This is a genomic window from Streptomyces sp. ADI96-02 (assembly GCF_003846185.1).
Lineage (GTDB): Bacteria > Actinomycetota > Actinomycetes > Streptomycetales > Streptomycetaceae > Streptomyces.
Window position 1 is genome coordinate 2,127,450 of sequence record NZ_ML123034.1, and the last position, 13,617, is coordinate 2,141,066.

Below are 13,617 nucleotides of genomic sequence, written 5' to 3' on the forward strand. Positions count from 1 at the left end.
GAGGCGGAATCTCCGCCGCCGGGCGCTCCCCACCCCCGCCCGTCCCGGCCCGAGCCTGCCTCCGAGCCCCGCCGCGCGCCCGTGGGACCCGCCGCCCGCATCTCCTACTCACTCAGGAACCGACGCACCACCTGGGAAGGAGCGCCACGATGGCGACACCGCTGTCAGCCGACAAGCTGCTCAAAGCCCTCCGCGACGAAGGTCTCCACGTCGTCGAGCACCGGAGCTGGCGTACCAACAACCGGAATCACAAGGGCCCCTGGGGCCCCGTGCACGGCGTGATGATCCATCACACCGTCACTTCCGGCACTCAGCCCTCGGTGGACCTCTGCTACGACGGCCACTCCGCGCTCCCCGGTCCGCTGTGCCACGGCGTGATCGCCAAGGACGGTTCCGTCCATCTCGTGGGCAACGGTCGCGCCAACCACGCCGGGCTCGGCGACGACGACGTGCTGCGCGCCGTGATCGCCGAGGCGGGCACGCTGCCTCCGGACAACGAGGCCAACACGGACGGCAACCGGCACTTCTACGGCTTCGAGTGCGTCAACCTCGGCGACGGGAAGGACCCGTGGCCGGCGGCCCAGCTGCTGGCCATCGAGCGGGCCGCCGCCGCCGTCTGCCGCGCGCACCGCTGGACGCAGCGGTCGGTGATCGGTCACCTGGAGTGGCAGCCGGGCAAGATCGATCCGCGCGGGTTCACCATGGGCTCGATGCGCTCCCGGATCGGCAAGCGGCTCGACAGCCCGGCGGAGGGGCCGGTCGACCCGCCGCCGAGGCCGGCGTACGAGCCGTTCCCCGGCGCGGCGTTCTTCCGGGCGGGCCGCAGCAGCCCGATCGTCACGGCGATGGGCCGCCGCCTGGTCGCCGAGGGCTGCGGCCGGTACGCCGTGGGACCCGGCCCCGCCTGGTCCGAGGCGGACCGGTCGTCGTACGCCGCCTGGCAGCGCAAGCTCGGCTACACCGGCAGCGCCGCCGACGGCGTTCCCGGACGCGGCAGTTGGGACCGGCTCAAGGTCCCGAACGTGTGAGGGGAGCCGGGGCGGAGCCGCGATGACCGGCGTACCGGCCGCCGCGACCCCGCCCGCGCACATCAGCGGTCGAAGGACGTGCCCAGCTCGGCCTTGGCCGGCGTGGTGCCGAGCGTGCCGTGGCCGAAGCTGAAGGAGCCCTTCGCGGACGCGCCGGCGGGGAAGACCCACAGGGAGCCCTCGTCCTTGTTCTCGCCGGGGGCGCCCACGGTCAGGTCCGCACGCCCGTCGCCGTTGAGGTCGCGCAGGTCCGCGGCTCCGCCGAAGAAGTCGCCCGCCTCGACGGCCCCGGTGACGTCCGGCGTGCCCTGGTTGAAGCCGTAGCTGCCGGTCCCGGTCGGGCCGTTCGGCGTGCCGCGCAGGACGACGAGGCCGCCCGCGCGCTGGACGGTGCCGAGGGTTTCGAACGGTACGCCGACCGCGAGCTCGGCGTTGCCGTCGCCGTCGGTGTCACCGATGGCGAGGGAGGAGCCGAAGCGGTCGTAGCTCTCGGCCGCGCCGGGAACGCCCGGCGAGTCCTGGTTGAAGACCTTGGCCTTGGCGCCCTGCGGGCCCTTGGCGCCGCCCGGGACGACGGTGACCATGCCGCCCTTGGCGAGCGGGTTCTCGAGGTCGCTGTCCTGGCCGTCGAGCGCACGGCCGACGGCGAGGTCGGCGTACCGGTCGGAGTCGAGGTGGCCGACGGCGAGGTGCTCGCCGCCCTCCAGCTCCCGGCCGTTCCCGCCCTTGACGCTCGCAGGCTCGGCTGCGAGGCCGGCGGAGCCGCCGTTCCGCACGAAGATGGCGCGGTCGTCGCCGTCGTCGGTGCTGAAGACGACGGCGACGAGTTCGTCGTCGCCGTCGGCGTCCAGGTCGCCCGCCGCGACGTCGAGGTAGACCATATCCTGCAGGTCCGGGTACTCGGTGGCGCCCGCGGATTCGCCGGAGCGCTTGAACGGGCCGGTGAGCAGCTGCACGTTGCTGTCGCGGAGGCCGACGATGTCCGGCGCGCCGTCGCCGTTGAAGTCGCCCGTGGTGAGGTGCTCACCGAGGTCGTCGTACTCGTTCCCGTTCAGCAGGGTGGCGCCGCCGGACAGACCGTCCTTGCCGCCCCAGACGACCGTGAGGGAGCCGGCCCACTTCGTGGCGCCGACCTGCTCGCCCTTGGATCCGACGACCAGGTCGGTGTAGCCGTCCCGGTCGAGGTCGGCGGAGACGACCGCGCTGCCGAAGGCGTCGCCGGCCTCGGCGTCGTCCGGGATGCCGGGCGAGTTCTGGGTGAAGACCGTCTTGGCCGAACTCTGGACGCCGCTCTTGGAGCCGTACGCCACACCGACGTAACCGGCGCCCTTGATCGCGCCGACCGCGGCACCGGGAGCGGCGAAGGCCACGTCCGCGTAGCCGTCGCCGTTGAAGTCGGATACGGGCGCGGGTGCGCTCCGAGGCGCCGCGTGGGCGACGGGCAGGGCGACGACCGCCGACGCCAGGCCGATGGCGAGGACCAGTCCGGTGCCGAGTGCTCGGGTTGCCACGGATACTCCTTCTGCGGGAACGGCCGGACAGCGCTTTCACGGGTCCGGCTGATGTTCGAATGCGGTGGTGGGGACGGATGGACGAGTGGCCGCTCGCACCCCTTCAGACGGCTCTCACCACCGAACGGTTGCGCCACTCCCGCGAATCGGGCGACCGGCTGGGTCGGACGGCAACCGGTTTCCTGGTGGTCGCGTCGCGCGAACCCCGGCTACAGCGCGAGGGCGAGCAGGGCGCACGCGACCAGCGAGAACGCCGTGCGGACCTGGTGGAGGGTGTTCCAGCGGGACTCGAAGGCCGTCCGGGCGGCGCTGTCGTCGCCGCCCTCCGACCGTGCGAGGGCGTTGTTGAGCGGGATGTTCCCGGCGATCGTCACCGCGTGGCCGGCGACGGCGCAGACCAGTGCTCCCGCGATCGCGGGTCCCGCCACGTCGTCGTGCTCGCCGAGCCCGGCGATGAGCGCGGCGGTCGGCAGGGCTATCACGCCCAGGAAGAGGACGAGGAAGGCCGGCCCGGGGACCTTCTCGTTGAACCGCCGCATGGCAGCGGTGAACTGCTGGTCCGTCAGTTCGGCGAGACCCGGCATGACCGCGACGAGGAAGGTCACCATGAAGCCTGCGTAGAGGCCGTTGACGATGACGGCGAGGACCAGGAAGAGGGAGGTCATGGCGGACATCATGACCGGAAACGGCCCTTCGCACAGGTCTTTTCGCATGACTGTGCGAGCCTCGGCCCGTCGCGGCGGCGATGCGACCGCCACCGGGCGCCACGGCCCGCACAAGCGGACGGACCGGGACCGGCCTCCGGGCGCGCCCGCTTACGGCTCCCGCCCGGAACTCCGGCCCCCCGCCCGGAACTCCGGTCCCCCGCCCGGAACTCCGGTCCCCTGCCCGGCCGCCGCCTCAGGACACGATGTCCTTGCGGCTGAACCCGCGGAACGCGAACGCGAACAGGATCAGGGCGTACGTCACGGACACGGCCGCGCCCTTGATCATGCCGCCCCACTCCAGTTGCGGCTGGAGCGCGTCCGCCCACGCGAACTGCCAGTGCGCGGGCAGGAACTCACGCCAGGCGCCGAGCGCCGTGACGGCGTCGAGCACATTGCCGACGATGGTGAGGCCGACCGCGCCGCCGACCGCGCCGAGCGGCGCGTCCGTCCGCGTCGAGAGCCAGAACGCCAGTGCGGCGGTGACCAGTTGGGAGACGAAGATGAACGCGACGACGAGCGCCAGCCGGGGCACGGTGTCCCCGGTGGCCAGCGCGCCCCCGGTCGGCAGCTTCAGCGGCCCCCACCCGTACGCGGCGGTGCCCGCCGCGAGCGCGACGACCGGCAGCAGCACCATGGCGGCGAGGCTGAAGGCCAGGGCGACGACGAGCTTGCTCCACAGCAGCCGCATACGGGGCACCGGCGCGGCGAGCAGGTAGCGCAGCGAGGACCAGCTCGCCTCGGAGGCGACGGTGTCCCCGCAGAACAGGGCCACCGGCACGACCAGCAGGAAGCCGGCCGAGACGAACAGGCAGGTGGCGGCGAAGTTCGCGGCGGACTCGGTCGCCACGTCCATGAGGTTGATCCGGCCGCCACCGCCGTCCTCGCCGTCCGGGGCGCCGCCGATCGCGAACGCCACGATCAGGATGAACGGCAGCGCCGCCAGCATCCCGCCCATCAGCAGGGTGCGGCGCCGGCGCAGCTGCCGCATCGCCTCGACGCGCAGCGGCAGCGTGTGCCGGGCGCGGTAGCCGGGGGCCTCGGCCGGCCGGCTGTCCGTGCGGGCCTCGGGGGCCCGGGTCGGGGCACTCATGCCGCTCCTTGGGAGATCAGGGTGAGGAAGGCGTCCTCCAGGCGGCGGTGCGGTCCGACGCCGGTGACGGGCACGTCGAGCCGGACCAGTTCGGTGACGAGCCGGGCGACGGTCGCGCCGTCCAGCCGGACGAGCAGGGCGTGCCCGTCGGCGGTGCGGACGGCGGAGCCGACGCCGGGCAGCGCGGCGACCTTGTCGGCCAGCGGCTCGGTCACCTCCTCGGAGGAGGTCACCAGGATCATGTCGCCGGAGCCGGTGATCTCGGCGACGGGTCCGGCCTGGACCAGGCGGCCCCGGTCCATGACCACCAGGTGGGTGCAGGACTGCTCGACCTCGGAGAGCAGGTGGCTGGAGACGATGACGGTCCGGCCTCCGGCCGCGTAACGGATCATCACGTCACGCATCTCGCGGATCTGCGGCGGGTCGAGCCCGTTGGTCGGCTCGTCGAGGATGAGCAGGTCCGGCATGCCGAGCATGGCCTGGGCGATGGCGAGCCGCTGCCGCATGCCCTGGGAGTACGTGCGGACCGCGCGGGCCAGCGCGTCGCCGAGTCCGGCGATCTCCAGCGCCTCGTCGATGTGCGCGTCCTCGGCGGGGCGGCCGGTGGCCTGCCAGTACAGGTCCAGGTTGGCGCGTCCGGACAGGTGCGGGAGGAAGCCCGCGCCCTCCACGAACGCCCCCACCCGCGAGAGCACCGGTGCTCCGGGCCGGATGGCCTGGCCGAAGACGCGGATCTCGCCCTCGTCGGGGGTGATGAGCCCCATGAGCATGCGCAACGTGGTCGTCTTGCCCGCGCCGTTGGGCCCGAGGAGCCCGAGGACCTGGCCCTTCTCGACGCGGAAGGACAGCTCGCGCACGGCGTAGCGGTCGACCGACTTCGCGTACTTCTTCGACAGCCCGGTGATCTGGAGCGGTACGTCGGCGAGTGCGGGGTCGGGCGCGGGCGTCGCGGTGCGGCGGCGGGCGGTGAGCAGCAGGCCGGCGGCGATGACGAGCGCGGCGGCCGGCAGGCCCCACGTCCACCACGGGAGCGTGACGGCCGCGGTCTCCACGGTGGGCGCGGTGGGCACGGTCAGCGGTCCGTCGGCGGAGACGGTGTACGTGGCGGGCTCCGCCGGGGACGCGTAGCCGAGGTCGGTCGCGGACAGGACGAGGCGCAGCCGGTGGCCGGCGGCGAACTCGTGGTCCACGGCGGGCAGGGTCAGCTCGACGGGCCGGCCCTGCTGGTCGGGCGTGATCCGGTAGGGCGCGACGAGCTGGGAGGGCAGCACCTGCTGCCGGCCGTCCGGCGACACGTCGTAGACCTTGCCGAAGAGCACCGCGTCCCGGTCGCCGTCCGCCCGCACGTCGACGCGCACGGTGGGGGTTCCGGTGATCCGCAGGGGCTCGTCCAGCGGGGCGGACTCGAAGCGGCCGAACTGCCCGGGGAAGTCGAGCGAGAGCCCGACGCCGAGCGAGGAGAGCTGGGAGAGCCCGCCGCCGACGCCCGGCACGGCGGAGATCGAGGGCGGCGCGGCTCCTGCGGGGTTGCGGAAGGTCTGCTTTCCGCCGCTCAGCGCGATGTCCCGGCCTCCGCCGCGCAGCCCCGGGTAGGTGTCGCCGCTCGCGCCGCGCAGCAGGGCGGCTCCGTCGGTGGAGTCGACGCCTCCGGTGCGCGAGACGCGGAAGGCGGGTCCGGTGTCGGCGCCGGCGTCCTTCTTCAGGTACCGGTCGAACCAGTCGGTGACGCGGCCCTGTGCCCGAGGGCCCTCGTCGTCGCCGCCGTCGTGGCCGCCGGAGATCCAGTCGACGGAGACCGGGGCGCCGTTGGCGCTGATCGCCTTCTGCATGGCGTCGGCCTGGCCGAGCGGGAAGAGGGAGTCGGACTGCCCCTGGAGGAGGAGCGCGGGCACGTCGATGTCGTCGGCGACGGCCGACGGCGAGCGCTCGGTGAGCAGGTCGACCGCGGCGGCGTCGGGCTTTCCGCTGACGGCGACGCGTTCGTACATCTCGCAGAGGCGCTTCTCGAACTTATGGCAGCCGCCGCCGGTCGTGATGAAGATCCCGGCCCAGAGCTTCTTGAAGACCCCGTCGGGGAAGAGGGCGTCCGCCAGGTTCCAGTAGGTGATCAGCGGGGCGACGGCGTCGACCCGCTCGTCGTACCCGGCGGCGAGCAGCGACACGGCTCCGCCGTAGGACGCGCCGGTCAGGCCGACCCGGGGGTCGCCCTTGCCGTCCAGCTCGACCTCGGGACGGGCGGCGAGCCAGTCGATGAGCCCGGAGACGTCCTTGACCTCCTTGTCGGGGGCGTTCAGCGAGATCTCGCCGCCCGACTTCCCGAACCCGCGCGCCGACCAGGTCAGTACGGCGTACCCGTCGGCGGCGAGCTTCTCGGCCTGGGCGCGGACGTCGTTCTTGCTGCCTCCGAAACCGTGCCCGATGAGTACGGCGGGCCGCTTACCGGAATCTCCGGCGGTGAAGTACGAGGTGTCGATGGACACCCCGTTCACCGACAGCTCGCGGTCCTCGCGCCGCACGGTGGGCGAGCCGTCGTCGGCCGCGGCTGTCCAGGCGCCACCGCCCGCGAGCACGGCGAGCGCGGCCACGGCCGCCACCCACCGGCCACGTTTGCGGGGCAGCAGACGCCGCCGTCGAGAAGTAGGGGTCTCCATTCCTCGACCCTAAACGGAGGATGCCGCCGCCCCTACGGCCACCGGGGGGAGGCGGGGAGCCTCCCTGAGAGGTACGGTCCCCGCCCGCCGTACTCCGTACGCGGTACGGAAGCCCTGACGCGGGGGGCCATCACGGACATTTCACGGTGGCGGCGAGGGCCGCCGGAGGCGCAGGGCCCGGGGTTCGGGCGGTCGCGGTCGGGCGCTGGGCTCAGGCGGTCGCGGTCGGGCGCGGCGCGGCGAGTCCGCCGACCGGCGTCTCCACGGGCAGCAGGGCGGCGGCCTTCCTCCGCTCCCCCGCGCGGACGAGCGCGTGCACCTCGCGCGCGAGCGGGGTCACGTCGCGGACGGAGAGCGTCCACTCGTCGGCGTAGCGCCGGGCGGCCTCACCGCTCAGCCCCAACTGGAGCGAGCGGTACGGGAGCGGGTTCAGATCGAGGTCGCGTTCGGGGTCCCACTGCACCCGGGCGGGGGCGGTGCGCAGGGCCCGCCGCCAGGCGTCCCGGTCCTCGTGGACGTCCGGCGCGTAGTGCGAGAGTTCGGCGTGCGCGAGGGCCCAGGCCAGTCCGCTCCGGTCGATCTCGACGGCGAGCACGACCTCCTGGCCCTCCTTGGCGCCCCATCCGCAGCGGTACATCATCCACAGGAAACTCGGCTTGATCCAGGTCATCCGGTCCCGCTTCCAGGCGGCCGGGAACCGCCCGTCCCGTGCGGCGGGGAGTCCGATGGCGGGCGGGTACGCCTGGTAGACAGTGACGGTGGTGGCGGTGTGCCGGGCGCGGATCTCGTAACGGGGCGGAAGCACGGGGGCGTTCATGCGCACAGGATGCGGGACACCACCCGCTCCGGGCATCCGCATTTCCGCCCCGGGCACCCGGTCTCCGGGGCGGGCAGGCGGCTCGCGGTGTGCTCTCCGGTGCCCGGCCCCCGTCCGCGGGGAGGTGCGGGCGGGGGCCGGGGGCACCGGGCCGGTGATGAGGCGTCGCGGGCGTCAGTGGTTGCGCGGGAAGCCCAGGTCGACGCCGGAGGGGGCGTCCGCCGGGTCGGGCCAGCGGGTGGTGACGACCTTGCCGCGGGTGTAGAAGTGCACGCCGTCGTTGCCGTAGACGTGGTGGTCGCCGAAGAGCGAGTCCTTCCAGCCGCCGAAGGAGTGGTAGCCCACCGGTACGGGAATCGGGACGTTGACGCCGACCATGCCGGCCTCGATCTCCAGCTGGAAGCGCCGGGCCGCGCCGCCGTCGCGGGTGAAGATCGCGGTGCCGTTGCCGAACGGCGAGGCGTTCATGAGGGCGACGCCGTCCTCGTACGTGTCCACGCGGAGCACGCACAGCACCGGGCCGAAGATCTCGTCCCGGTACGCGTCGGAGTCGGTGGAGACCTTGTCGAGGAGGGAGAGGCCGATCCAGTGGCCGTTCTCGAAGCCCTCCACCGTGTGGCCCGTGCCGTCCAGGACGACGTCCGCGCCCTGGGCGGCGGCCCCCGTGACGTACGAGGCGACCTTGTCGCGGTGGGCGGCGGTGATCAGCGGGCCCATCTCGGAGGCGGGGTCGTCGCCCGGACCGATCGTGATCTTCTCGGCGCGCTCGCGGATCTTCTCGACCAGCTCGTCGCCGATCGCGCCGACCGCGACGACGGCCGAGATGGCCATGCAGCGCTCGCCGGCGGAGCCGTACGCCGCCGAGACCGCCGCGTCGGCCGCCGCGTCCAGGTCGGCGTCCGGGAGGACGAGCATGTGGTTCTTCGCGCCGCCCAGGGCCTGCACGCGCTTGCCGTTGGCGGAGGCGGTGGCGTGGATGTAGCGGGCGATGGGCGTGGAGCCGACGAAGGAGACGGCGGCCACGTCGGGGTGGTTCAGCAGCCCGTCGACGGCGACCCTGTCGCCGTGCAGGACGTTGAGGACGCCGTCCGGCAGCCCGGCCTCCGACGCCAGTTCGGCCAGCAGGTTGGCGGCGGACGGGTCCTTCTCGCTCGGCTTGAGCACGAAGGTGTTGCCGCAGGCGACGGCCAGCGGGAACATCCACATCGGCACCATGGCCGGGAAGTTGAACGGCGTGATGCCCGCGACCACGCCCACCGGCTGGCGGATCGAGGAGACGTCGACCCGGCTGGAGACCTGGGTGGACAGCTCGCCCTTGAGCTGGGTGGTGATCCCGCACGCCAGCTCGACGATCTCCAGCCCGCGGGCGACCTCGCCCAGCGCGTCGGAGTGCACCTTGCCGTGCTCGGCGGTGATGAGCGCGGCGATATCGTCGCGGCGGGCGTCCAGCAGCGCGCGGTAGCGGAAGAGGACGGCGGTGCGCTGGGCGAGGGAGGACGTGCCCCAGGTGGCGTACGCGGCCTTCGCCGCGGCCACGGCGGCGTCGACCTCCTCGACGGAGGCGAGCGCCACCCGCGTGGTGACCTCGCCGGTGGCCGGGTTCGTCACCGGACCGTACGCGCCCGACGCGCCCTCCACCGTCCTGCCGCCGATCCAGTGGTTGACGGTCTTCGTCATGACGTGCTCCTTCAGGCTTCGGGGCTTCACAGGTGGCGGCGTCGGGCGGCGACCTGCCGGTCGTACTCCTCCCGGGCCTTGACCGCCGCCGGCCGGGTCGCGGTCTCGGCCACCGGAACATCCCACCACGCCTGTGCCGGAGGGGGGCCCGACACTGTGTCGGGCGTTTCGGTCTCGACGTAGACACACGTGGGGCCTTCGGCGGTGCGGGCCTCGGCGAGGGCTCCGCGCAGGTCGTCGACGGTGTGGGCGCGCAGCACCCGCATGCCGAGGGAGGCGGCGTTGGCGGCGAGGTCGACGGGGAGCGGGGGGCCGGTGAAGCCGCCGTCGGCGTCGCGGTGGCGGTAGGCCGTGCCCAAGCGCTCGCCGCCCACCGCCTCGGAGAGGCCGCCGATGGAGGCGTATCCGTGGTTCTGGAGGATCACGAGCTTGAGCGGCAGGTTCTCCTGGACGGCCGTGACGATCTCGGTGGGGTTCATCAGGTAGGTGCCGTCCCCGACGAGCGCCCAGACGGGGCGGTGCGGGCGGTCGGGCCCGTCCTGCCCGTCCTGCCCGTGCGGCAGGTGCGGCCCGTGCGGTCCGGTGGCGAGCAGGACGCCGATCGCGGCGGGGATCTCGTAGCCCATGCAGGAGTAGCCGTACTCGACGTGGTACTGGTCGCGGGAGCGGGTCCGCCAGAGCTTGTGCAGGTCGCCGGGGAGGGAGCCGGCCGCGTTGATCAGGATGTCGTCCTCGGTGGCCTGGGCGTCGAGCAGGCCGAGCACCTGGGTCTGGGTGGGGCGCGCGGCGGGGTCGGGGGCGGCGAAAGACGCCTCGACCCGCTCCTCCCACGCCTCCTTCGCGCCGGTGTACTCGGTCTCGTACGCCGGATCGATCCGGTAGCCCCGGCCGGCGAGCGCGGAGGTCAGCGCCTCCAGGCCGGTGCGGGCGTCGGCGACCAGCGGGAGGGCGGCGAGCTTGTGGGCGTCGAAGCCGGTGATGTTGAGGTTGAGGAAGCGGACGGCCGGGTTCTCGAAGAGGGTGGCGGAGGCGGTGGTGAAGTCCGTGTAACGGGTGCCGATGCCGATCACCAGGTCCGCCGTGCGGGCCAGGGCGTCGGCGGTGGCGGTGCCGGTGTGCCCGATGCCGCCGACGTCGGCCGGATGGTCGTGGCGCAGGGCCCCCTTGCCCGCCTGCGTGGTGGCGACGGGGATGCGGGTGGCGGCGGTGAAGGCGGCGAGGGTCTCCTCGGCGGCGCTGTGGCGGACCCCGCCGCCCGCGACGATCAGCGGCCGGCGGGCGGAGCGCACCGCCCGTACCGCCGCTTCCAGTTCGGCGGCGTCCGGCGCGGGCCTGCGGACCCGCCAGCTCCGCTCGGCGAAGAACTCCTCCGGCCAGTCGTACGCCTCGGCCTGCACGTCCTGCGGCAGCGCGAGCGTGACCGCGCCGGTCTCGGCGGGGTCGGCGAGGACCCGCATCGCCTGGAGCGCGGCCGGGATCAGCGCCTCGGGGCGGGTGATCCGGTCGAAGTAGCGCGAGACGGGCCGCAGGCAGTCGTTGACCGAGACATCGCCCGCGTGCCCCGTTTCGAGCTGCTGGAGGACGGGGTCGGCGGGCCGGGTGGCGAACGTGTCGCCGGGGAGCAGGAGGACGGGGAGGCGGTTCACGGTGGCGAGGGCGGCCCCGGTGACGAGGTTGGTCGCGCCCGGCCCGATCGACGTGGTCACCGCGTGCGCGGAGAGCCGGCCGCACTGGCGCGCGTACCCGACGGCGGCGTGCACCATGGCCTGTTCGTTGCGGCCCTGGAGGTACGGCATGCGGGGCGCGGCCCGGTCGCCGCTGCCCGCCTCGACGAGCGCCTGGCCGATCCCGGCGACGTTGCCGTGGCCGAAGATGCCCCAGGTGGCGCCGATCAGCCGGTGGCGGCGGCCGTCGCGCTCGGTGTACTGGCGGGAGAGGAAGGCGACCAGGGCCTGAGCCGTGGTCAGGCAGCGGGTGCGGGGCGGCGTGGTGTGCTCGGAACGCGGGGCGCTCATGGCGTGACCTCCGGGCCGGACGTCGTCATCGTCGTCGTGTAGAGCGGAAGTCTGGCGTCCACGGGCTGCTCCGGCCAGGTGTCGCGGATCCAGCGGTGGTCCGGATGGTCGCGGATCAGCCACTCCCGCTGCTCTCCCGGCCCCGCCATCACGTTCAGGTAGTAGAGCGTCCGGCCGGGCGGGGCGATGGACGGGCCGTGCCAGCCGTCGGGGATGAGGACGGCGTCGCCGTCGGCGACCTCGGCGAGGACGTCGCCGCCGCCGTCGCGCGACGGCGAGACCCGGTGGTAGCCGAGCCCGCCCCGCTCGACCTCGAAGTAGTAGATCTCCTCCAGTTCGCACTCCTCGCCCAGGACGTGCTCGTCGTGCTTGTGCGGCGGGTAGGAGGACCAGTTGCCGCCGGGCGTGAGGACTTCGACCGCAATCAGCCGGTCGCAGTCGAAGGTGTCGGCGGCGGCGAAATTGTTCACCTGGCGCGAGCAGTCGCCGGTGCCCCGCAGCTCGACGGGTACCTCCGGCGCGGGGCCGTAGCGAGCGGGGAGTCGTCGCTCGCACTTCGCTCCTGCCAGGGCGAAGCGGCCTCCCGCGCCGGAGGCGATCTGTGCCCGGGCCTCGCGCGGCACGTACGCGAAGTCGGATACCCCGCTGAACACGCTTTCCCGGCCCAGCAGTTCAAAAGTCTCACCTGCCGTCTGCACCGTACAGCCACCGGCCAGCGGCAGAACGATCCATTCGCTCTCCCCGGTGTCCAGTGTGTGAACACCGCCCGGTTCCAGCTCCAACACCCGCAGTGCGGACCGCTCCCAGCCGGCCAGGGCCGGGTCGATGTCGAGCGCGTAGGGGCCGCGCGCCGCGCTGCCGGACGGCAGGTGGTGGCGGTGGCCCCCGGCACGCGGGGCGTCGTCGCTGTCACGGTGCGTGGTCATGCCCACTCCCTACCCTCCGGGGCGCTCTGCCGATACCTCATGGGGCGCTTCGTCGATCATGTCGGGCCGCCGCCCCGGCCAGAGCAGCGATACGGCGGTGTCGACGGCGCTCGCCACGTCCCCGTCGACCGGGTAGAGCAGCGACCGCCCCACGACCAGCCCGCGTACGGTCGGCAGCGCGAGGGCGTCGCGCCATCGGCCGTACGCGGCGTCGAGGTCGTCGCCGACGTCGCCGCCGAGCAGGACGGCGGGCAGCGTCGACGCCTCCATGACGCGGGCCATGTCGGCGGGGTCCTCGGTGACGGGCACCTTGAGCCAGGTGTACGCGGACGTCCCGGCCAGGCCCGAGGCGATGGCGATCGAGGTGGCCACGGCGGTGGCTCCGAGATCGGTGCGGAGCCGGCCGTCGACCCGGTGGCAGAGGAAGGGTTCGACGAAGACGGGCAGCCGGTGCGCGGCCATCGCGTCGATGGTGCGGGCCGCCGTCTGAAGGGTGTCCAGGGAACCGGGGTCGTCGTGGTCGATGCGCAGCAGCAGCTTGCCCGCGTCGAAGCCGTTGCGGACCAGGTCGAGCGGGCGGTGGCCGGTGAAGCGGTCGTCGAGCTCGAAGGCCGCGCCGGCGAGCCCGCCCCGGTTCATGGAGCCCATGACGACCTTGTCCTCCAGGGCGCCGAGCAGCAGCAGGTCCTCCAGGACGTCGGCGGAGGCGAGCACCCCGTCGACGCCGGGGCGGGAGAGGGCGAGGCAGAGCCGTTCGAGGAGTTCGAAGCGGTTGGCCATGGCGAGGGCGCGGTCCCCGACGGCGAGGGCGCCGCGTGCGGGATGGTCGGCCGCGATGATCATCAGCCGGCCGTCACGGTCCGGGGCGTTCGGGTCGCCCGGTGGCCGGGTTCGCAGCAGAGGTCGTCGGCGGCGGCGCGCGGCGGCCTCGGCGATGGCTTCGGGCCGTTCGGCGCGCAGCCGTACGAGCTCCAGGACGGAGGTCGCGGCCGGCGGCGTCATGAGCCCGCTCCGCGGCCGGGACCGGGCCCGCCCGGAGGCGTGGCGTCGGACGCGGGGGCCGGCGTGGCCGTCACGGACCCGGCGGCGAGGGCCCGGTCGACCTCCTGCGGGAAGGGCATCGCGGAGGAGCAGGCGAGCCGGGAGGCGACGATGGCTCCGGCCGCGTTCGCGTACCGCATGATCCGGGTCAGGT

The 13,617-nt window shown here is 73.7% G+C and carries 10 protein-coding genes and 1 pseudogene; 1 reads left to right on the forward strand and 10 read right to left on the reverse strand.

Going from position 1 to position 13,617, the window contains the following annotated elements:
* Positions 1-149: 149 nt before the first annotated feature.
* Positions 150-1,028 carry a peptidoglycan-binding protein gene (locus EES43_RS09310; protein WP_124268298.1) on the forward strand — a complete coding sequence of 293 codons (879 nt, stop codon included), beginning with the start codon at positions 150-152 and terminating at the stop codon, positions 1,026-1,028.
* Positions 1,029-1,090: 62 nt separating this feature from the next.
* Here EES43_RS09310 and EES43_RS09315 read toward each other — a convergent pair whose 3' ends face one another.
* The 10 genes and pseudogenes from EES43_RS09315 to EES43_RS31225 all read right to left on the reverse strand — a co-directional run.
* Positions 1,091-2,539 (reverse strand): FG-GAP-like repeat-containing protein, encoded by a 1,449-nt coding sequence (locus EES43_RS09315; protein ID WP_124268299.1) that lies wholly within the window; start codon positions 2,537-2,539, stop codon positions 1,091-1,093.
* A 209-nt stretch (positions 2,540-2,748) separates the two neighbouring features.
* On the reverse strand, positions 2,749-3,216 hold the full coding sequence (locus EES43_RS09320) for an anthrone oxygenase family protein (protein WP_124268300.1): 468 nt from the start codon (positions 3,214-3,216) through the stop codon (positions 2,749-2,751).
* A 223-nt stretch (positions 3,217-3,439) separates the two neighbouring features.
* Positions 3,440-4,336, reverse strand: a complete 897-nt coding sequence (locus tag EES43_RS09325; RefSeq protein ID WP_124268301.1) for an ABC transporter permease — start codon at positions 4,334-4,336, stop codon at positions 3,440-3,442.
* Entirely contained in the window at positions 4,333-6,987 is a 2,655-nt protein-coding gene (locus tag EES43_RS09330; protein ID WP_124268302.1) for an alpha/beta fold hydrolase, read from the reverse strand. The genes EES43_RS09325 and EES43_RS09330 overlap by 4 nt, the downstream gene beginning before the upstream one ends.
* Positions 6,988-7,198: 211 nt before the next feature.
* Positions 7,199-7,804 carry a DUF4291 domain-containing protein gene (locus tag EES43_RS09335; protein ID WP_124268303.1) on the reverse strand — a complete coding sequence of 202 codons (606 nt, stop codon included), beginning with the start codon at positions 7,802-7,804 and terminating at the stop codon, positions 7,199-7,201.
* A gap of 174 nt (positions 7,805-7,978) precedes the next feature.
* The gene (gene mmsA / locus EES43_RS09340; RefSeq protein ID WP_124268304.1) at positions 7,979-9,481 is read right to left on the reverse strand and encodes a CoA-acylating methylmalonate-semialdehyde dehydrogenase; all 1,503 of its coding nucleotides are present in this window, start codon (positions 9,479-9,481) and stop codon (positions 7,979-7,981) included.
* Between the two features lie 26 nt (positions 9,482-9,507).
* Entirely contained in the window at positions 9,508-11,496 is a 1,989-nt protein-coding gene (gene iolD / locus EES43_RS09345; RefSeq protein ID WP_124268305.1) for a 3D-(3,5/4)-trihydroxycyclohexane-1,2-dione acylhydrolase (decyclizing), read from the reverse strand.
* Positions 11,493-12,422: a 5-deoxy-glucuronate isomerase gene (gene iolB / locus EES43_RS09350; RefSeq protein WP_124268306.1), complete on the reverse strand. Its 930-nt coding sequence runs from the start codon at positions 12,420-12,422 to the stop codon at positions 11,493-11,495. The genes iolD and iolB overlap by 4 nt, the downstream gene beginning before the upstream one ends.
* A gap of 9 nt (positions 12,423-12,431) precedes the next feature.
* The gene (locus EES43_RS09355) at positions 12,432-13,424 is read right to left on the reverse strand and encodes a Cgl0159 family (beta/alpha)8-fold protein (RefSeq protein WP_124268307.1); all 993 of its coding nucleotides are present in this window, start codon (positions 13,422-13,424) and stop codon (positions 12,432-12,434) included.
* A pseudogene (locus EES43_RS31225) lies at positions 13,421-13,617 on the reverse strand (5-dehydro-2-deoxygluconokinase); the annotation flags it as partial. The pseudogene EES43_RS31225 and the gene EES43_RS09355, both read right to left, overlap by 4 nt.